This is a genomic window from Bilifractor porci (genome assembly GCF_009696005.1).
Lineage (GTDB): Bacteria > Bacillota > Clostridia > Lachnospirales > Lachnospiraceae > Bilifractor > Bilifractor porci.
Genome location: NZ_VUMV01000005.1, coordinates 186,052 through 207,020 on the forward strand (window position 1 = coordinate 186,052; position 20,969 = coordinate 207,020).

Below are 20,969 nucleotides of genomic sequence, written 5' to 3' on the forward strand. Positions count from 1 at the left end.
TTTTTTCAGGACTTCCTTCCTTTACTGATTTCTTTGCCGGTTCTCACGGTTTTGTCTTGATTTCGTCTTTTACTTATTTTATAAGCAAATTCTTGTTCAAAGTGAGACGCAGCGGATTCGCGGAGTCGGGATTGTTATAAATGTCTACAAAACCTACCTGATAAATATGTATTTCCTTTGCGCTGTATTCTACCCTAATCATCAGGGGTTTGTAAATTCTGTTTTCCTTATAAACAGATATAGAAAAAGTCTATAGGAGGATGTGGGCTGCGGCATTGACTTTCCATTCCTCCCGCTTTATACTTCTTTTCATATTTTTCCTACCTTTTAGATATTGTTTTTCCCTTTTGCAATATTTAAGTGAAGAGTTAGTTAAAGCTGTTTAGTCAGGAGGAAAAATAGTTATGAGCTTCAGTTGTGATTTATCCGCACACCGTCAGAAATCCGCAGCGCAGGATGCGCCGGATTCTTCCTTATTATCTTATACCGATGCAGAGGCGGAACAGCACGCGGCCGAGGTAGGCGCCCGTCCCCGTCCTATGGAGACAAAAAACGAAATCAATGCAGCGGGCGCTTTTGTACGGCAGCCGAATGCCTTTACGGCTCCGGCCGGAGAGGGAGAGGGCGAGTGGAAGCCGGAAGCCAACCGTTACCGGCTTTACTGGGCAAAGGGCTGCAACTGGTCCAACCGTCCTGCCATCGCCATCGAACTTCTAGGCCTTTCCGACATCATCTCCAATATCCTGGTAACTCCCTCCGGGCAGTCAAATACCTACGGGTGGGGATTCGCCGACCAGAAGGATCATAAAGATCCGGCCACAGGTGCGTATTTTCTGAGCCAGTTCTATCAGAATGCGCGTCCGGATTTCCAGGGAAGGGCAACGACCCCAACCCTTGTGGACGTCAGGGAGAAAAAGGCAGTCAACAACGATTATCACAGACTCACAAATTATCTCGAAGTGCAGTTCCGGCTGTTTCAGCCGAAGGACGCGCCTGATCTCTATCCCAAAGCATTTCGGAAAGAAATTGATGAATTGAATGACTGGCTGTTCCCGCATATCAACAACGGCCATTACCGGATGGCGTTCTGCCAGTCTTTGGAAGCTTATCAGGAAGCTTATGATGACTTCTATGATTCCATGGACAAGCTGGACAAGAGGCTGGCCTCTAACCGTTTCCTTTTTGGGGATTATGTGACAGACTCCGACATTCGTTTCTTTGTCACACTGGTTCGATGGGATATCAGCTATTTCCGGAACATTGGCCCGGTGAAGCATCGGATCGTAGATTATCCGCATATCTGGCCATACGCGAAAGAATTATACGCGATTCCGGCATTCCGGCATGCCACCTATTTCCATGATCTTTCACTGGGGCATGACAATAAAGAGGAAGAGCTGTTTGCCGACTGGAACACCAGAATTGCCAATCAGATTGATTTTGCAAAGCTCTGGGATGACAGCGATATCCGGGCGGAACGGGCTTCGCTTTCCGCGGATCCGGATCACAAGTTCCTCCTTCATCCGGCCGACGAAAAACCGGAGGAATATATCACAAAAATATCGGCCAGCAAATGGAACAGTCCGGATGAAAAGGATCGGACTCCCGGCCTTCCCGGAAACGGGGAACTTTCTGTAGACGCTTCCGTCAATCCTTTGAAGGGAAAGATCTGACATGAATAAACGGTACAATCTGAATGAACCTGTAGACCGGCGCGGAACCTCCTGCCTGAAATATGACTTTGAAACAGAAAGGAAAAACAGAAATGATCTGCTTCCTCTGTGGGTCGCCGACATGGATTTCCGGCTTCCGGAGGAAGTGCTTTCTGCCATGCGCCGGCGGCTTGATCACGGCATCTTCGGGTACACCGATCCGAAGCCGGCTTACGAAGCTGCCGTGCAAAGCTGGTCCTTGCGGCGCCACGGATGGAAGATCGGGAGCGGATGGAACACCATCACCCCCGGCGTCGTGTACGCAATTTCAACCGCCATCCGCGCATTCACCCGTGAAGGGGATGCCGTTCTCATCCAGCAGCCTGTTTACTACCCGTTCAGTGAATGCATTATTAAAAACAGGAGAACACAGATCGACAGCCCGCTTGTCTATGAAAACGGCCGTTATCACATCGATTTTGGTGATCTTGAGCGGAAAATTGCCGATCATCATGTAAAGCTTTTTCTGTTCTGCAGTCCGCACAACCCGGTCGGAAGAGTCTGGACAAGGGAGGAACTGCTCCGGGTCGGAGAGATCTGCCGCAGATATCATGTCCTGGTATTTGCCGATGAAATCCACTGCGATTTTGCTTTTCCGGGAAACCGGCATATTCCCTTTGCTTCTCTCGGTCCGGAATACGCGGACCTTTCCATTGTGGGAACATCGCCCAGCAAGACTTTCAATATTGCGGGACTGCAGGTGTCAAATATTATTATTCCCAACGACAGGCTGCGGGCGGTCTTTCGGGAAGAAAACGCGGCTGCGGGATATTCGCAGGCAAATGTCTTCGGTCTTACCGCCTGCCAGGCTGCCTACGAAATGGGCGAGAGGTGGTTTGATGAGATACGGGATTATATATGGGAAAACGTGCAGTTTACGGATCGTTTCCTGCGAGAACATCTGCCTGAGATCCGTCTCGTGCAGCCGGAAGGAACCTATCTGTTATGGCTGGATATGAGCGGGCTTCACCTTTCTGCCGAACAGCTGCACCGGCTCATCACCGAGAAAGCCCATCTGTGGCTCGATGACGGCAGCATCTTCGGCCCGTCGTCATCTGAATTTGAACGAATCAATGCAGCCACGCAGAGAAGCGTGCTGGAAAAGGCACTTCATCAGCTGGAGACCGCGGTTCATTCTTGCTGAATGAAACAGGAACAACTTTCCTGACAGATCTTTAAAAACAGGAGGAAAAAATGGATTTTGAAACGAAATGCGTCCACGGAGGCTGTACATCTTCCGCGGATCAGTATAAAGCACTCAGCTATCCGATCTACCAGACAGCCAGCTTTGCTCACGCCAGCTTTGGTTCCAGCACCGGGTTTGATTACACACGGGAGTCCAATCCGACCAGGGAACGCCTGGAGCATACGGTGGCTTCTCTTGAAGAAGCTGCCGGCGCGGTTGCTTTTTCCAGCGGCATGGCTGCCATCAGCACGGTTATGGAGCTGTTCCGTCCGGGAGATCACTTTATCATCGAACAGGATCTTTACGGCGGGAGCATCCGCCTGTTTCATACCATTTGTGAGAAAAACGGGCTCACCTTCACCTACGCCTCGTTTAGCAGTGATGACATTGAAAGCATGATCAGGCCGAGTACGAAAGCCCTTTATGTTGAAACACCCACGAACCCTATGATGAAAGTCGTGGATATCCGCAGGCTTGCCGACATTGCGCACCGCCATGGTCTCCTTCTTATCATTGATAATACGTTCCTCTCGCCTTATTTCCAGAAGCCGCTGACCCTCGGGGCGGATATTGTGGTACACAGCGGGACAAAGTATCTGGGCGGCCATAACGATACGATTGCCGGATTTGCGGCGGCCTCCTCCTTAGAAATCGTGGAACACCTTCACGAAACAGCCATGAGCATCGGATCTGTCCTGGCTCCGTTTGACAGCTGGCTGATCCTTCGCGGTATCCAGACACTGGCCATAAGGCTTGAACGAGCGGAAAAAAACGCGATGCAAATTGCCCTGTGGCTGAAGGAACAGCCTTGTATCAAAAACGTGTACTATCCCGGTCTTCCGGAGCATCCCGGATATGCCATTATGAAAAAACAGGCGTCCGGCTTTGGAGCTATGGTAAGCTTCCGCACAGATTCCAGGGAAACGGCCATTCATATCCTGAACCATGTAAAACTGATCTCTTTTGCAGAGAGTCTGGGAGGTACAGAATCTCTTATCACTTATCCGCTGACGCAGACCCATGCCGATGTTCCCGAAGATATGCGAAGGAAATCCGGCATCGACGACACCCTTCTCAGGCTTTCCGTCGGGATCGAGAGTGCGGAGAATCTGATTGACGATCTGGCTTCGGCTCTGCCACTGTCAAAAATCTGAGAATCGAAGCACATAACCATCCAGTCTATGTACGTTTCACACGGACGTCATCTTATTGTCAATATTTGTAAATATATGAGCGGCATCCCATGACTAAGGCCACGGGATACCGCTCATATTGGCACAAAAATGATATTTTCCGCGAAAATCATTTCACAAAGAAAAAAGAAAATCGGTAAATCCTGCAAACGGATTTACCGATTTTTCGTAGCGAGAGGGAGACTTGAACTCTCGACACCGCGGGTATGAACCGCGTGCTCTAGCCAACTGAGCTATCTCGCCATATGAATGTTTACGACTGCGGCTTGGGTTTAACGTGGGGCCTACAGGGCTCGAACCTGTGACCCTCTGCTTGTAAGGCAGATGCTCTCCCAGCTGAGCTAAGACCCCGAACCGGCTGCTTCGCAACTCGCTTTGCTATTATATAATGCAGCCGGAAGCTTTGTCAACAAGAATTTTTTGAATGTGGCGGTATCCTGAAAATGCAGAAAAAATTGCGAACGAAAAACGAGGAATCTTCCAAAATCGGGAAGCGCTTTGGGAACGGAGGGGAATAGTTAGAACAGATGGAGGTGCATTTTGACGTCTAATGTGTTTTTTGTCTGCGCTGAAGGCGTCTTGCCACGGTAACCAAAGCCTCCAAATCTTCTTTTTCCATATTCTGGGACAGGGAATAAAGCTCGCTGATGATCAGGGGATCGGATGGACTGGTATCGAAGAATTCTTTGGGGGTTACGCCAAGATAATCACAGATATACAGGAACTCGGATAAGGAAGGTAAGGCTTTGCCGGATGAGATGCTCTGGATATAACTTTTACTGTGTCCAAGGTCCAGGCTCATCTTATATTCCGATACATTCTTTTTTATCCTTAATTCTGAGATTCTTGTTCTTATAAAATTTTCATCCATATTATTACCTCTTTTATACATTCTATACAAAAATGAGCGGTAATAATCACGATTAAACTACCGATTACAGTTGAAATATACCGATTTAAGCGGTAGTATTGAGAGAAATAAATGAATTTCATTTGTAAACCTGTGGATAAACAGAGGGAATACAGGGGGTACCCAGCGCTGCTGTTTTCCCGAACGAAGCCTGATTCCGTTTAAGTATGAGACAGCCAGAGAATTATTCAGAAATAGTAAAAAGAGAAAATATGGCACGTCAGATGCAGTTCCATTTTTTATACAATACCCTGAGCTCCATCCGGGAAGTTGTTCTGCAGGATCCGGAATATGCTTCTGACCTGATTTATGACTTTACCGTATATCTGCGGGCATGCATACGAACCATGCAGAATCAGGAACTGATTTCTGTCTATCAGGAAATGGAGTATGTACGGGCGTATGTAAATATTGAAAAAATGCGGATGGGGAAACGTCTGCATGTCACTTATGATTTGCAGTCCGAAGATTTCAAGATTGTTCCGCTAAGCATACAGCCTCTGGTTGAAAATGCCATCCGGCATGGAATCTTCCCCAAGGGGCTGCAGGGAGGGAATGTGAGCATTAAGGCGGAAACGCTGGCCGGATGCCATATCATTACCGTAAAAGATGATGGCGTTGGATTCGATTATCAGAAGGTGCAGGATGAGGTCAGACGCGGCGAAAGGGATTCTGTCGGACTGGATAATACAACATCTCGCCTGAAGCAGCAATGCAATGCGGATATTGTGATTACCAGCGAGATTGGCACAGGCACGACAGTAACCATTCTTGTGCCAATATGACAGAAAAATCCGGTTCCAGCCGGACGGAATAGGGTAGCACAGCACTCCTGGGCACCGAAAATGACGAAAGAAGAAAAGACAGAACAGGAGACTCCGATGACAAAGAGAATATTTCACAAAATAATCCTAACCGTTTGTCTGATTCTGGCATTAGTCAGCAGCCTCTATGTGCCTGCGTTTGCGGATGAAGGAACCCTGAATACCGGGGCCGCTTCTGAACAGAGTGGGGAATCGGTGCTGGGGTCAAGCGAACCAATCGTGAATAACACAGAAACGCAGGGGAATACGGAAGAAAGCGGACAGCAGACGGAGTCTGTCGGATCACAGGAAAGCGCAGAGAAAAAACAGCAGGAAAGCGCGGAGGAATCAGGGCTGCAGGATGACAGTGCGGCAGAAAGCCGACAGGCCGCGAAAAACAACTCTCTCAGGTCGGAGGACTCGCTGCGGGCATATACGGAGATTACAGGAACGCTTCCTGATTCCATCACCGGTCTGGATCAGCTTTATTATGGAAGTGTGGCGAACGATTCTGCCGCGCCGTTTCATAATGCGGAGGAACTGCAGAATATTCTGGAAAATGGGGAGGAGACCTATGCCAAGGCTGTATGGAAAAAATACAGATATGATTTGTATGACCCCAATTTCCAGGGCAGAGGCGGGTGCGGTGCGCTTGTCATACCGTCCGGCGAGAAATATAACAAAAAGAAACCGGATACGGACAGCAGTCCTGACTATGCGGACGAACTGTTAGAAACAACCGGCCATGAATATCCGAAAGATGGGAATGGACCGTTTCATGCGGATGTTTCCGCAAAGATAGAACCGGTGGAAAACGGGACGCTGGTGAACGGTGCGCTGGTGGAAAGCGACGAGAATGATTTTACCCTGCAGAAAACCGCATCACCGGATGAGGGCGATGCTAATCAGAACAGAGAATATACCATAGGTTTGAAAGCCACGCCGGATCTGAAGCAGGTGAAGCCGGTTGTTTTTATCTTTCAGATACAGACAAGCTGGCAGATGTTTGATAAAACACATGCGAATGACCGGGCGTCCCTGGTGAATGGAAAGGCGGTGACGCAGGATCTGCTTTCTTTATACGAAATGAAGCAGGGCTTTCTGGATTTCATGGATTGGATGAAAAACTATACCGATGGAAGCCTGATGCTGGGAATTACAAATTTCCAGCATGGGGGAACGCATTCCATGATTGAGAGTCCGTATTTTACGAATGACGCGGAAAGCATTATGGAAGGCCTTTATGGATGGGACAGCTTTGGGGACTGTGAGCATATTCATTATTCTAATGGAGAATTAAAGAATGCGCAAAAGCAGCTGAACAACAGCAGTAATTTTACAAATTGGACAGATGCTGACGGAAACTCTGTCTATAATAACGCGGAAATGATTTCCATCATAGTCGGCGGCGCGTGTGAAGCCAAGGATCTGAGCAGTGGAAGCGTTAATCTGCCGACGATACCGGATGGCGTCATCAAACATCAGTATGGCATCCGGACGAACAGCGGAACCGGTGCCGTGGCTGACGATATGATTTCCTGGATCGACTATTGCGCGCAGGGAGGCAAAAAAACTGCCGGAGCCTTTGATACGGGAGAATATTATAAAAATGTTGTGACAAGAGAGCAGTTTTTTGAGACGCTGAAATCCATCTATGCCGATGTACAGGAAAAGGCGCCGAATGAGCAGACTGTATCCAATGTCAAAGTGGAAGATACCATTACCTCTGAATTCGATGTAAATACCTCTTCGATAAAAGCGTACATCGGCGGCCAGGATGTGACAGACCGTGTGAATATCCAGGTAAATAAGCAGGGTGACGGCACAGCGAAGGTAAGCTGTGAATTCGGGACAGTGGCAAACGGGAAAGAAGTGCATTTGCAGATTCCTGTGCAGGCAAAGGATGACTTTATCGGAAGCAATAATGTTCTTACCAATCAGGGAACGCCGACGATTTCTTACCAGGGGCGCATAGACGGAACCAGCTATACACAGAAGTTTACAGATAATCCTGCAGTAAATGTGCCGGTCCGGTTCTGGGTCGATGATGGGGAGACGGCAGATGTGGAGGCCGGAAAAAGCATAGATCTGTCGGAGTTAGCCAAGGATTCCTCGGATGCCCACATCATGACAGATGCGGTGGAAAACAGTTTGGACAAATACAGCCAGATCGAGGGAACACTGACGTATCAGTGGGTGGATGACCAAGGAAATCCCGTAGGGTCATCCACATCGGCAGTCATCAATCAGGACAGCAGGACGCCGCCGGAGATTCCTTCGTATACGGTGCATACGTCGGAAGATGATGCGGGAAAGACGGACACTTATAAGTTGAAAGTCACGTTCACACCGGTGGAGGTCAGAAGCGAGACAACGTCAAAGAAGGCAGTAGGAGCAGGGACAGAAGAGGGAACGGCAGGCATTCGTATTATACGGAAGCAGGAGGGAAAGATATATATCAAGAAAGTCATCGATAATTATTCGGATTACCAGGACAAACTGGCGGATGACGAATTTATCGTCCAGGCAGATTCAGAAGGAGATGGGGCATCTGAAATAAATGCAGAGGTTGTGTTGAAGCACAATCAGGTCAGTCCGGCCATCTTGATCAAAGAAAAAACCGTTCTGCGTATTTCTGAAATCGTACCGAAGGAATATGAACTGACGGGAATTACGATTTCCGGAGGCGGAAGCGAGGAAGGAGATCTGGTAACGGTAGACAAAGGAGAAGAAGTAGTTATTACTGTTCATAACAAGTATATCGGAAAAGCATTTTTCCATGCATCAGACACAATAAAGAATATTTTCCATCATAAGTAAGAGGGTGTGAATGGTATGAGGGCTGTTATTGTCGAAGATGAGCAGTTGATGATTGATGCATTTGTACGTATGGGAAGAGAAATTGAGGATCTCTCCATCGTGGGAAAATTTTTAACTGCGGAAGATGCCGTTAAATTCTCCCAGACGAATTCTTATGAAGCCGCTTTTTTGGATATCCGGCTGCCGGGAATGGATGGCATTGAATGCGCGAAAAGGATGCGGCAGATCATGCCGCAGTTGCTGATTGTTTTTATTTCCGCATATGACAGCTATCTGCGTGAGACAAATCAGATCGGAGGAGACGGGTATCTTCTCAAGCCTTATAATGAAGAAATTTTACGAAAGACGATGGACCGGCTCCGTCTGCTGGAAAAAAGACAGAGAAAAAATGTCTATGTGAAAATGTTTGGCAGATTTACCGTTATGAAAGACGGTGTCCCCGTGCCGCTGCGAGGAAAGGCAAAAGAAATTCTGGCGCTCATTATGGTAAACAGGGGAAAAGAAGTCAGTAATGAGGAAATCTACACGACCATCTGGGAGTCGCGGGAATACAGTAATGTGAATATGAAGGTGTACTATAATGCGTTAAAACGGCTGAAAGACAGCCTAAAGAAATATGGGCTGGAAAACCTTATTTATTCAACCGGAAGCGGACAGATGGCAAATGTGGACCTGTTTGACTGCGATTATTATTCGTGGTTGGATCACAGAAACGACAGGCAGGAACAATTTGAGGGGGAATTTTTATCGGAATACTCGTGGGGAGAATACATACTGGCGGATATTATTTATGAGGAATCCCGATTGGAATGGTGAGAAAACACCATTCCTTTTTTTACGGCTTTTTACAGGCATCTTCTGCCCTCGTGGACGGGGCGATGAAGCTCTTGCTGCACAGACCTGTTGGTTTTTCGTTGGTAGGGCTTTTATATAATGGACACAACAGGAACCGGAATGCACAGGCCGGTTTGTAAATCCTGCCGGCAGCAAAAGCACTGCCATGGAAAATCCTTGAATTTTTTTCAGGAGGAGCTTCTGATGCAAAATCAATCAGAGAAAAAACGGCGTAAGAAAAAGTGGATTGCGTTGGTTCTGACTGTGGTTATGATGTTTGCCGCCGCAATGCCGGCCAGCGCATCAAGTGAGACTTCCTCGTCAATGTCAGAGATAAACACCGGGCCAGAACAGACGGCGGGAACAAGGGAGAATAGCACGGAAACTCCGTCGGAGCAGCAAAACGCCGGGCAGGCAGGACAGGGACAAAACGCGGAACCCGAGAGTTCGGAGGACGCTGCAGGAGAAAACAATTCTTCGGAAAAGACGGAAGAGTCCAATCCGGACAGCTCGGAAACCAATGAGGAGATGGGCGCGGAAAATCAGCCGACGCAGGAATCCGGAGAAGAGAGCCGTCAGGCGGTTGGCAGTGATTCGTCGGCGGCTAAAGCTAATACCATCCGGCTGGCGGCGGCCGCGTCAAATACGGTTTCGGCTCCGGATCCGGTAGGAACGATTGAAAGGAAAAATGAGTGGCAGATCGTTTCGGAGGAATATGCCGGAACGGATCAGGTATATAAAAAAGGTTTCGATTTAGACGGCAACGGCAGCAATGATATTTTTTACCAGAAAAATGTCATTCCCACTGGGGTGGAAAATGAATTCCGCGTCTATATGGGCATCAGCAAGAGGATGACCTGGGATGAGATTCTGGCAAAATCGGATTTTGCCGTTTCCAACTCCAACGGTTTTCACAAGCAGGAGATTGGCACACAGTACAGCGGCATCAATAAAGGCAATCCAAGTATCCTTCATCCGGGGAAAACAGGGCAGGGGAATGATCTTGAAGCGACCGTGCACTACTACAGGGGCGGAAAGATTGTTCACACGTATAAGGGCTGGTATTACTACGAAAACACACCGAGCGCTTCGAATGGGACGGGCTTTATTTATCTGAAAGCGCTGGGCATCTATTTTCTGGCGTGCAAGACTATAGCCCTATCCGTCGATAAGAACGGGGGCAGCCTGGTTTTCGATATTGACCTGGATGCGATGGAGAAAAAGAATATCTATTTCAGCGTCGATGACATTGTGGCGGATTCTGTCCAGGACAGCATGGGAGATTACATCACCTATGAGGACTGTGAAAACAGCGACGGGACAGTCAGCTTTTCCGGCAGTACCCTCACCTGGAAGCCTGAATCAAACGGCGTCACCGGAACGGAAGTGAAGGAGGACGGCGGACTGACAGGCTATTACTACAACATTCACCAGATGGTTTACAAGGTGCATCTGAAGGCGGAGCAGGAAGGGTTTCACAGCTGCGCGCAGAACATGAACAGTGCGGTCGGAGATGCGGAGAGCTATCCGGTCAATCAGAAAGCGGTTCTGAACTGCCACATGGGAAGTTACACAGGAAACCCGGAATTCCAGGTTCCTTACGTACGAGGATTGCTGTACGATTTGGAGTTCCGGAAAATAGTGGCAGGCAGCGAGATTCCTCTCGCGGACATCTCCTTTACTGTTACCAGACAGCCGGGCGGAAGTACAGCTGCGGAACAGGTGCAGAAAACAGACCGGCAGACGACGGGTCAGGACGGATGGATGAAATTCCATAATCTTCCATGGGGAACCTATTCTCTGCAGGAGCTTGCCGGAACAGACAGCTCTTTCCAAAGTATATACCTGGATGGCTCAGGGCTGGGTACGCCTGTTACCGTTCAGATAGGAAAGGTTATTAATGGATCTGCGCTGGTTCAGGACCATGGTTCGGGCCACAGCGCTGACCTGCAGACAGATCTCAACAATATGTTGCTCTTATACAATGGGGACGGAATTTTTGAAAACACGCCCAATACAGCCAGAATCACTATCAAAAAAGTTGTCAATGAGTATGACAGTGTTCCGTCCGATCTGAAGAATCTCAGCTATACCATCACGGCGGAGTCTTTCGGGAATAGTGAGAATGCTGTATACGAGATGCCGGATAAAGATGATACGGAGTTCCGGAAACTGAACGAAAAGACGGATCTTAAACACGAGGAAACGGTGGAATATACCCTTGTTGTTCCGGCGGCAGGCGGAAGGATTTATCTGAATGAACATCTACCCGACCGGTTGGGAGCTCGAATGAAATTCGGCTCGGTGAAGGTGGAGAAGAACGGAAACAGCACAGATCCGGGTTCTGTCAGTCGTCTTGGTTCACTATGCGGGATTGATGTATTCCCCGGCAATGATCTAACGATCACATATACCAATCTGCCGGTAGGACTTGTGTACATTCATAAGCTTATTGATAATTACCAGGCTCCATTGGCGGATGACGCGTTTATCCTCCGGGTCACGTCTGCGGAGGACAATGGACAGTCGGTAAATGCGGAGGTGGTGCTGAAACATGATGAGTACAGCCCGGATATAGAAATCCTGAAAACCACAACCCTTCAGATTGCGGAGGTGCTGCCGAAGGAATATACGCAGTCGGGGATTACCTATGAAAAGTACACGATAGACGCAGAGACAGGAGACACTTCGGTTTATGAAGAGGGAACCTGTCAGGGCGGCCAGATTGTCGTTCATCCGGGAGAGAATGTTGAAATTACCGTGCACAATTCGTACTCCGGAGAGCCTTATTTCCATGTATCGGATGCAGTGAAAAATGCTTTCCTGCCTCCCCAGCGGTGAGAAATGTTTTTCATTCCCGAAAGACAGATACTCCTTCCGGTGAAAAAACTGGCAGAAACAGAAAGTAAATAAAACTGCTCCGAGGAGTTTGTCGGAGAGGGAATGGTTCAAGGAAAAAATATTTTTACGGGAGGAGTTGTGCACCATGAAGGGGAAAGCAAAGTTACGCATATTCATCCTCGGCTGCCTGGCCCTGCTGATCACGGGCTCCAGCCTCGCGTTCTGGTCGGGGAAGATTGATCATACAAACCGGCTGAAAGCGGATCAGATGAGCGCAAAAATCGAAGAGGTTTTTGATCCCGATTCGGAAGCACGAGGAACAGTTCCTAAAAGTGTCTCTTTTCAAAATGACAGTTCCTGTGCAGCTTTTCTGCGTGTTGCTTACGCGGAAACCTGGGATAGTAATGGCCTGCTGTTAAATAACCAGATAGACGGAAAGGATGTGGCGGTCAAGCACTGGCTGAGCGGCTTCGGTCAGGACAGTGATCTGTGGAAGGACGGAGGAGACGGCTGGTTCTACTACAAAAAAATCTTACAGCCGGGAGAAAAGACAGATCCGGTGCTGGAAAGCGTTACCTTTCCGTTCCCGCAAACGGATGCTTCCGTGGCTTTTCCGGATATCAACACTTCAGACAATTATGCAGCCGCAAGTTACCAGCTTTATTTCCGGATGGAGCTTCTGCAGGTAAGCGACAGCCATGCCACATTAAACAGCGAAGAAGTGAATGAAAAAGCATCTTCCACGATTTTTGGAAAAACGGCCACAGTCAGCGGTGATTCAGTTGAATGGAAGTAACGAGGCGCGGAATGAAGAAGAAAAGAACGAAAGAAATATGGATGGCGGCAGGCCTGCTTGCTTTCGTCATTTTGGGCGGTACGTTTGCTTATTTTAACACTTCACTGAGTATGGACAATAAATTTCAGAGCGCAGAGGCAAACGTGTATCTGAACGAACTGTTTGATCCCAAGGATCAGTGGGTACCCGGAGAAGAAAAGCAGAAGGAAGTGCGGTTCGGCAATGACGGGAAGATGGCAACCGTGCTGCGCGCCAGGTTCACCCCTGTTTTGACACGCCAGGACGGAACAGCAGACCCGGAGGCTGCAAAAGGCTTTTTGTTGAATTTTTCAGATGATTTCGACAGCAGCTGGACGAAAATCGGAGACTGGTACTACTACAACAAGGTTCTTGCGCCGGGACAGATAACAGACATTACGTTGAAGTCTGTGACCATCAGTGATGAAATCGGGAACGATGAACATCATATTGCAACGGATTATTCCCAGGCGGATTATGATGTGAAAATTGAGGGAGAGCTGCTGCAGTCTTCCTCTGCTACCGAAGGAGCGGAGTTCCTGAAATGGGGAGCCGTTCCGACTATAGAGGAAGACACCGTCTCCTGGAACCAGGGTTAAAGCAGAATTCCACTCTGTTTTAATAAATATGCAAAATGCTCATTCATAAGGAGGAAGAAAGCAATGAGAAAAAACACAAAAATAGCGGGAGCAGCCGGACTGGCGGCGATTATGCTGGTCGGCGGAACATTTGCCTATTTTAATCAGACTATGAAAGTGGAAAATCCGTTTGACACCGGGAAGTATGACACCAAGGTAACGGAGGATTTCAAGCCGCAGGATGGAGAAAACTGGGAGCCGGGTGCAGAGATCAACAAGGATGTAAATGTCCTGAATACCGGTGATTATGATGTCCTGGTCCGGGTGAAATTTGATGAAAAGTGGGTAAATAAAGATACCGGCGCAACAGTTAAGGAAAATGCCGGTATGGATGACTCCACCTCACAGGATAATGCGACAGATGGCCTTGTTGAGAAGATCGGTTCAGTTGTAGCCAAGACGTTGAATAAGGAAAACTGGGTCTACAATGCCGCAGACGGATACTGGTACTACAACCAGAATCTGAAAGCCGGCGGCGAGACAGGAACATTTCTGGATGCCGTTAAGCTTCTGGAAGATGCGGATATGGGAAATTATATTGTGACAAATTATTACACAACGGCAGCGGACAAACCGGCAGAGGATGCCATCGGCACGGATCCCGCGACACAGTGGGTTGCTTATACCGGAGACATGCCGAAGAATGCGACACACAACATGGTTCTTACTAAGCAGGATCCGGATAAGACGGGTTACGGGAACGCAGACTATACTCTGACGATTACGACACAGACGGTACAGGCTACAGACGCTGCCATGCAGGATGCATTCAGCTTAACCGCACAGCCGGCGGGATGCAACTGGAACCTGACGCAGAATAAGTAACTGCGAAGGAAGTGCAATCGGGTGCTGAAGCAAGAAAGAAATTGTAGTACCGCCAGCCAATGGTGGCGGAATGGAGGACAGATATGAAAAATACAAAGAAAATTAAAATAATGGCAGGGCTGCTTGCCCTGGCGCTGGTGGCAGGTACGCTGGCATATTTTATGAAAACAATGTCGGTGGACAACCCGTTTTCAACAAAGAAATACGGCGGAGAGACGGTCGAGAAGTTTACACCGGAAAACGAGTGGGAGCCGGGCGGCCAGGTAACCAAGGAAGTACAGGCGAAAAACACAGGCGATTACGACCTGTATGTAAGAGTGAAATTTGATGAAAAATGGGAGAGAGACGGTCAGGTTATTGCCGGAACAGAACTTTCTTCTGCTGACAAGGCGAATTTCTTCCCGGCTAGCGCGGACAGCAGTATTGCGGGCGGCTCCTCCGTTTATAAGCATCTGGCAGGAGTTGAGGATGGCTCTTGGACGGACGGGAATGATGGATATTTCTATTATAAAACCAAACTCGGCAAAGACCAGATGACTTCACAACTGATGGATTATGTAACGCTCTGCAAGGACGCCAATATGGGCACTTATGCAGTCTCTGAAATGAAATATGCCCTGGTAGATGCAACTAAAACTGCAGAAGATCTGACGGACGCGGACTATACCCTGACGTCTGCGCCGGATGTTATTCCTGATGGCAAGGTTCTGTATCAGAAAAAGGTTGTTTCTCTGGATAGTGCCAATGCAGGCCTGGCGGGGGCAAATTATACCCTGACCATTACAACGGAGCTGCTTCAGGCAAATGCTGACGCCGCGGCGGAGAACGGATGGGCTGTGACTCCGGCATAAGACGTCCGGCAGAAGTGTAGAGTTTCATGAAGGGATTAACTTATTTATTTAAGGTATTGTCCTGGATTGTGATCGCGGCAATCGTCGCTTTTCTGGCGATTGCCGCCCCGATCCTGGCAGGATTTCACCCGGTTGTGGTGCTTTCGGGAAGCATGGAACCGGCTCTTCCGGTGGGAAGCATGATCTACTACCATACATGTAATTTTGAGGAATTAAAAGCCGGAGACGTGGTTACGTTTCGGGCGGAAAATTCGCTGGTTACGCATAGGATTACTGCCGTAAATGAAGTTTCAAGGACAGTCAATACCAAGGGTGACGGCAATTCCACAGAGGATCCTGTTCCGGTTGAAGAGGATGAGATTGTAGGAAAGGCAGCAGATTTTGCAATTCCATATGCCGGATATTTTGTCACATATGGGAAAGAACCGGCGGCAATAGCCGGGATGGCGGTGATTCTTCTTGTCGATTATGTCTTGGAAAAAATATATGCCGGGCAGAAAGGAGAGAAGAAAGATGAAAATAAAAACACATAAATCATATTGGCTGGCAGGCTTGTTGGCATTGTGCGTCGTGGGGGGAGTATTTGCATACTGGACGCAGGAGCTTCTGGTTCACAATGAGTTTAAGACGGCCAGATATGACACAAAAATCGAAGAAGAATTTGTCCCGCCGGAGAACTGGAAGCCGGGACAGGAGATCAATAAAGATGTATGGATTTCCAATAAGGGAACCGTCTCGGTCTTTATTAAGGCGGTTTTACACCAGGAATGGATTCGCAAGGAGAATATTACGGATGCAGATGGAGAGGTCATTCCGCCATCCGAAGGAGGCAGTTTTCCCCTTTCTTTCCGGACACAGGATGGAGAGCAATATGCCGCACAGATCCATTGGGGAGAGGTTGTGCTTCTGGCATCGGGAAGGAAAAGCAATATAGATCTGGGAGTAAAGACCGTTGACAAGATAGATGACGCCAGGGGGAAATGGCTTCTTGTCAATGATGTTCCTGATCAGAATGGCGATTTTCTGCTGTATTACATAGGAATGGTTGAGAAGGATAAAAATTCGCCTCTGCTTGTGGATTCTGTAATGATGAATCCTTTGATTCAGCCCGCGATTCTTTCCAAAACGACTTACTATGATACGGATGTGGGGAAATGGAAAACAACAGTGGAAAGAAACAGTACCTTTGATTATGAATGCGCAAAGTACACAATGCTTGTGAGCGCGACGACTGTTCAGGCGACTGCGGATGCGGTAAAGGCTGTTTTCGCGACGGAGAAAGACAGCCCGGAAGCCGTGGAATATCTTGCGAACCATGCGGTACAGCCGGCTGATCTTTAACTGCGTACCCGGTAAGGCGGAAAATATGAAGAAAATAATTAAAACCTTGTGTATGTTTTCGCTGGCAATATGCCTTCTGGCATTGTACGTGTCGCCGACATATGCAGATGGTGTCAAAAAGTTATATTTCGAGCAGCAGGACGGAAAAATGGTCTGGAATAATGTTCGGGGAGATGATGGAAACTGGTTTATGAGTTTCACCAATATGGTTCCCGGCGGGCAGTACAGCGATCAGCTGGACATAGAAAATGGTTCCAGGAAAATCTATGCGCTCTACATGCAGGTGCTTCCGGTACCGCAGGACGAGAAGAAGGATGAACTGTTAGAGCTGATTTCCATGAAAGTTACGTTCGGTGCGAAAACCTTGTACCAGGGGACTGCCAGCGGAAAAGAGTATGACAGCGGAAATCTGAGGAATGTCATTTACCTGGGAACTTATCAGCCGGGGAAAGCAGACCGGATCCAGGTGGAATTAGGGCTGGATAAGAATGTCGGGTTGGAATATAGCGATCTGCTGACTAAAAATGACTGGAAGTTTATGGTGACGGAAGTCCAGAATCCGAAGAAGCCGAATGCAAAACCGAATCCTCCCCAGACGCTTCAGCCGCCTAAAACCGGAGATACCTCCAATCCAGGCCTTTTTATCGCAATATTGGCATGTGCGGGTTTCCTGGTTATGCTGGGTGCTTCAAAAAAGAAAAAAGTCTGAATGGTTCTAAAAAATTAAGTTGAAACGAAAAAGCAGCACAGTCTTGTGTTGCTTATTTTATAACGCATTTTATGCCTTTTTAGATATAATTACTTAAATTACAACAAGGCGGAAAGCACGCTTTTATGGCACATGGAGACATATGTGCGGGTGCGCGAAGCGTGAAGGGAAGGCTGGTGGGACAGGATGCAGAACCGACAGGATTTAACAGGAAAGCGTTTTGGAAAATTAACGGTTTTGCACAGGCTGCAGGAAAAAGAGGACGGTTATTATCTATGGCTTTGTAAATGCGACTGCGGCGGAACCATTAAGGTAAACACGAAAAGATTAAACCGGGGAACCGTTAAGGATTGTGGATGCGTTCCCCAAAAATATTACAGAAAAGGAACGATAGCAGAGGACATTACCGGCCGGAGATTCGGGAAACTGGTTGCGATAAAGAGGGTAAGCAACAATAACGGTAGAACTGCCTGGGAATGCAGGTGCGACTGTGGAAACATCCATATTGTAAGCACCAGATTATTAAAAGAAGGGAAATGCAAAAGCTGTGGGTGCCTGCAGCGGACAAAATACCGAGGAATGAACAATATCGCCGGGAAAAGGTTCGGAAGGCTGACTGCCGAATATCCGCTGGACAGACGGGATAAGAAAGGGTCGATCTACTGGCACTGCAAATGCGACTGCGGCAATGAAATCGATGTCACCGAGGACGGCCTTGTACATGGGAATTATAAAAGCTGCGGATGCTTTAAGAAAGAAATTATCTGGAAAAACATTCCGAATCAGCTCCATTTTATTGACGGAACCTGCCTGGAAATACTGGAAAAAAGGAAACACCGCGCAGATAACAAAAGCGGATTCCGGGGTGTATACCGCCAGAAAAACGGAAAATATCTGGTCACCATCGGCTTTAAGGGAAAAAAGTATTATATAGCAACAACGAAAACACTGGAGGATGCCATTCGGGAGCGCTTAAACGCAGAACAGATCATTCATGACGGGTTTGTCGCCGCTTATCACGAATGGATGCATGAAATGCAGAATGTCCCGGAAGATGAAAGAATCCCTCTTATTTTTGATGTTGAAAAAGTGAATGGGGAGTTTGTTGTCCATACGAATATCAAAAACAAAAGCGGTTCGTAACAAACGGTAGCCGGCTTTCTTTTGGCGTCCTTTTATTGCATCATCCGTTGACACCCCTTGGAAAACGGTATATAAATATTTATAATCCAAAAACATATAAAAACGATATGAATAGTAATTATTGCAGCCGTGAGGGGAGGCAGCCTATGACGATTCAGCAGCTTCATTATGCCATTGTCATTTCAGAAACCGGCTCACTGAACAAGGCCAGCGAAAAGCTATACATATCCCAGCCTTCGCTTTCCAGTTCCATGCAGGAATTAGAAAAGGAGATGGGATTTCAGATCTTCAGCCGCAGCGGCAGAGGTATGACGCTGACGTCCGAGGGACAGGAATATATTCTCTATGCCCGTCAGGTCTGGATGCAGTATCAGGAATTGATGGAGCATTTCGGAAAAGCGGAGAACCGAAGAAAAAAATTCGGGGTATCGTCCCAGCACTATTCCTTTGCCGTCAAGGCTTTTGTCAGTCTGGTCAGCGAATTCGATACGTCCGGGTATGATTTTGCCATCCGGGAGACCAAAACCAGAGAAGTGATTTCCGATGTGTCGGACCAGAGAAGCGAGCTGGGAATTCTTTATCTGAGTGATTTTAACCGCTCTGCGATCGGAAAGCTTCTCCGTACCGCAAATCTGACCTTTCATCCCCTAATCTGCTGCAAACCGTATGTCTATCTCTGGTCGCATCATCCGCTGGCGGCAAAGAAATCCATCCGTTTTGAGGAGTTAAAAGCGTATCCATGTCTCTGCTTTGAGCAGGGGGATGCCGCCTCCTTTTACTATGCGGAGGAAATTCTGAGCACCAGTGAATACGAGAGAGTGATTCATGCCAATGACAGGGCTACCATGCTGAATCTGATGGTCGGGCTGAACGGGTATACGCTCTGTTCCGGCATTATCTCTCAGGATCTAAACGGCAGCGAATTTGTTGCCGTGCCCTTTGAGCCGGCCGCGCCGGAGGAGGACATGCTGATGGAAATCGGTTATCTGACGAAAAAGAATATGGTTCTCAGTGAGATTGGGACACGGTATGTGGAAAAATTAAAAGAAGTGCTCCGTGAGGAATCCGCCGGAGAGGAATAAGATTTTTTCTTGCATTTTCAGAAATATTTGATTTATAATACGTTTTGTTGATTTTTTGATACAGCGCCGGTTGATCCGGCCAAATAGCAGTTGACCGTCTGCGAGAGCAGCAGGGACGTTGGAAGACGAAACTCCGTTGGAAGACATCTCCGTGCTGCTCTTTTTATTTGCGCAGATTTTGAGAGGAGGGAGCAGCAATGCCAAAAACAAAGACGCAGGGAATTGTATTCGGGCTGATCATGTCCTATGCAATGGCCTATGGAATGGAAGTGTACAACATTGCGATTAAGGAAGGCTTTAACCTGAATGTCGGGGGCTTTTCCACGATGACAAACCAGGTGTTCCTGGGAGCGCTGATCGAGGCGTCTTATATGGGGGTTTTTGTCTTTCTTACTTCCAACCTCTGGGGAAACCGGATTGGAACAGCCTACGGTATTTTTTATAAAATCCAGCAGTTTATTTATTTCGCGGAATTCGGCATCCGTGATGCCATTACGCCTCTGGTTTCCTACAACTATGGACGAAGCAACAAAAAGCGGGTAAAGGAAGGCGAGAAATACGGGCTGATCTACACGATTATCATTATGCTTGCCGGCCTGGCCGCGCTGAATATTTTTGCTTGTCCTCTTTCTGGTATTTTCGGGCTTTCAGCAGAGACGCAGGAGCTCTGCATCAGGGCGATGCACATTATTTCCGTCAGATTCGTGTTTGCCGGAGTCAATATCACCGTGCAGGGAATTTTCCAGGCGCTGGAATCCGGAACCGGTTCGCTGATCATATCTGTTTTAAGGCTTCTGGCGGTTCCGCTTCCTCTGGCTTATCTTCTGAGTTTTTCTGCCGATGCGTCGAAAATAATCTGGTGGTCGCTTCCGGCAGGGGAAATCGTCGCGGCAGTTGTGGCGGTTATTATGCTACGCAGAGTAAACCGGAGAATCGGGATTGCCGGCCGTCTCAAATAAAGTTCTATGGCAGGATTGCGGAAGCGTGCGGCGCGGGACAATCCTGCTTTCAGCTTTTTTAGAACAGGTATCTTGCAAGACTTATTTCTATGGGGGTGTAGAAGTTAGATTTTTATTTGACCCTTTTCAGACAGTTTTTTGGATTTTTGGAAAATCCGGTTGAAATCCGGGGAAAATAATCTTAAAATCCCGTTTTCAACAGTTTCGAGATAAAAAGAGCCCAGGAATGGTTGTGTTTAAGCCATTTTCTGAGCTTTTTTACTCCCTGCAAATGTTGTATTGGTACACTGACCTGATATAAAATATTT

General features: G+C 47.8%; 18 protein-coding genes and 2 tRNA genes. 17 read left to right on the top strand and 3 right to left on the bottom strand.

The window, feature by feature from the left end:
* The first annotated feature begins 404 nt into the window (after window positions 1-404).
* The 3 genes from FYJ60_RS08595 to FYJ60_RS08605 are packed head-to-tail and all read left to right on the top strand — an operon-like array spanning window position 405 to window position 4,052.
* Window positions 405-1,673, top strand: a complete 1,269-nt coding sequence (locus FYJ60_RS08595) for a glutathione S-transferase C-terminal domain-containing protein (protein ID WP_154458260.1) — start codon at window positions 405-407, stop codon at window positions 1,671-1,673.
* Between the two features lies 1 nt (window position 1,674).
* Window positions 1,675-2,856 (top strand): MalY/PatB family protein, encoded by a 1,182-nt coding sequence (locus tag FYJ60_RS08600; RefSeq protein ID WP_154458261.1) that lies wholly within the window; start codon window positions 1,675-1,677, stop codon window positions 2,854-2,856.
* A 50-nt stretch (window positions 2,857-2,906) separates the two neighbouring features.
* A complete protein-coding gene (locus FYJ60_RS08605) occupies window positions 2,907-4,052 on the top strand; it encodes a trans-sulfuration enzyme family protein (RefSeq protein ID WP_154458262.1) in 1,146 nt (381 codons plus the stop codon).
* 208 nt (window positions 4,053-4,260) lie between these two features.
* Here FYJ60_RS08605 and FYJ60_RS08610 read toward each other — a convergent pair.
* The 3 genes from FYJ60_RS08610 to FYJ60_RS08620 form a co-directional block, all read right to left on the bottom strand.
* Window positions 4,261-4,334 (bottom strand) — tRNA-Met (locus tag FYJ60_RS08610).
* 35 nt (window positions 4,335-4,369) lie between these two features.
* A tRNA-Val gene (locus FYJ60_RS08615) sits at window positions 4,370-4,442 on the bottom strand.
* Window positions 4,443-4,638: 196 nt separating this feature from the next.
* Window positions 4,639-4,962: a helix-turn-helix domain-containing protein gene (locus tag FYJ60_RS08620; protein ID WP_154458263.1), complete on the bottom strand. Its 324-nt coding sequence runs from the start codon at window positions 4,960-4,962 to the stop codon at window positions 4,639-4,641.
* A 251-nt stretch (window positions 4,963-5,213) separates the two neighbouring features.
* On the opposite strand from FYJ60_RS08620, the gene FYJ60_RS08625 reads away from it, so the two are divergent.
* From FYJ60_RS08625 to FYJ60_RS08690, 14 genes are all read left to right on the top strand, one after another.
* The gene (locus tag FYJ60_RS08625; protein ID WP_205839036.1) at window positions 5,214-5,786 is read left to right on the top strand and encodes a sensor histidine kinase; all 573 of its coding nucleotides are present in this window, start codon (window positions 5,214-5,216) and stop codon (window positions 5,784-5,786) included.
* 96 nt (window positions 5,787-5,882) lie between these two features.
* Complete coding sequence (locus FYJ60_RS08630; RefSeq protein ID WP_154458265.1) at window positions 5,883-8,624, top strand: hypothetical protein; 2,742 nt, start codon at window positions 5,883-5,885, stop codon at window positions 8,622-8,624.
* Window positions 8,625-8,639: 15 nt separating this feature from the next.
* Window positions 8,640-9,440, top strand: a complete 801-nt coding sequence (locus FYJ60_RS08635) for a response regulator (protein ID WP_154458266.1) — start codon at window positions 8,640-8,642, stop codon at window positions 9,438-9,440.
* Between the two features lie 222 nt (window positions 9,441-9,662).
* Window positions 9,663-12,299, top strand: coding sequence for a SpaA isopeptide-forming pilin-related protein (locus FYJ60_RS08640; RefSeq protein WP_154458267.1), 2,637 nt, complete (start codon window positions 9,663-9,665; stop codon window positions 12,297-12,299).
* Window positions 12,300-12,444: 145 nt separating this feature from the next.
* A complete protein-coding gene (locus FYJ60_RS08645) occupies window positions 12,445-13,095 on the top strand; it encodes a hypothetical protein (protein ID WP_154458268.1) in 651 nt (216 codons plus the stop codon).
* 11 nt (window positions 13,096-13,106) lie between these two features.
* Complete coding sequence (locus tag FYJ60_RS08650) at window positions 13,107-13,712, top strand: BsaA family SipW-dependent biofilm matrix protein (RefSeq protein WP_205839037.1); 606 nt, start codon at window positions 13,107-13,109, stop codon at window positions 13,710-13,712.
* Window positions 13,713-13,775: 63 nt separating this feature from the next.
* Window positions 13,776-14,576: a BsaA family SipW-dependent biofilm matrix protein gene (locus tag FYJ60_RS08655; RefSeq protein WP_154458270.1), complete on the top strand. Its 801-nt coding sequence runs from the start codon at window positions 13,776-13,778 to the stop codon at window positions 14,574-14,576.
* An 83-nt stretch (window positions 14,577-14,659) separates the two neighbouring features.
* On the top strand, window positions 14,660-15,427 hold the full coding sequence (locus FYJ60_RS08660; RefSeq protein WP_205839038.1) for a BsaA family SipW-dependent biofilm matrix protein: 768 nt from the start codon (window positions 14,660-14,662) through the stop codon (window positions 15,425-15,427).
* Window positions 15,428-15,453: 26 nt separating this feature from the next.
* Window positions 15,454-15,960, top strand: coding sequence for a signal peptidase I (locus FYJ60_RS08665; protein WP_154458272.1), 507 nt, complete (start codon window positions 15,454-15,456; stop codon window positions 15,958-15,960).
* Window positions 15,941-16,768 (top strand): BsaA family SipW-dependent biofilm matrix protein, encoded by an 828-nt coding sequence (locus tag FYJ60_RS08670; protein ID WP_154458273.1) that lies wholly within the window; start codon window positions 15,941-15,943, stop codon window positions 16,766-16,768. Before FYJ60_RS08665 ends, FYJ60_RS08670 begins: the two co-directional genes overlap by 20 nt.
* Window positions 16,769-16,793: 25 nt before the next feature.
* A complete protein-coding gene (locus tag FYJ60_RS08675; RefSeq protein WP_205839039.1) occupies window positions 16,794-17,477 on the top strand; it encodes an LPXTG cell wall anchor domain-containing protein in 684 nt (227 codons plus the stop codon).
* A gap of 186 nt (window positions 17,478-17,663) precedes the next feature.
* Complete coding sequence (locus tag FYJ60_RS12645) at window positions 17,664-18,620, top strand: transcriptional regulator (RefSeq protein ID WP_235903368.1); 957 nt, start codon at window positions 17,664-17,666, stop codon at window positions 18,618-18,620.
* A 146-nt stretch (window positions 18,621-18,766) separates the two neighbouring features.
* Entirely contained in the window at window positions 18,767-19,702 is a 936-nt protein-coding gene (locus FYJ60_RS08685; protein WP_154458275.1) for a LysR family transcriptional regulator, read from the top strand.
* Window positions 19,703-19,899: 197 nt separating this feature from the next.
* Window positions 19,900-20,661 (top strand): MATE family efflux transporter, encoded by a 762-nt coding sequence (locus FYJ60_RS08690; protein ID WP_154458276.1) that lies wholly within the window; start codon window positions 19,900-19,902, stop codon window positions 20,659-20,661.
* The last annotated feature ends 308 nt before the right edge of the window (window positions 20,662-20,969 follow it).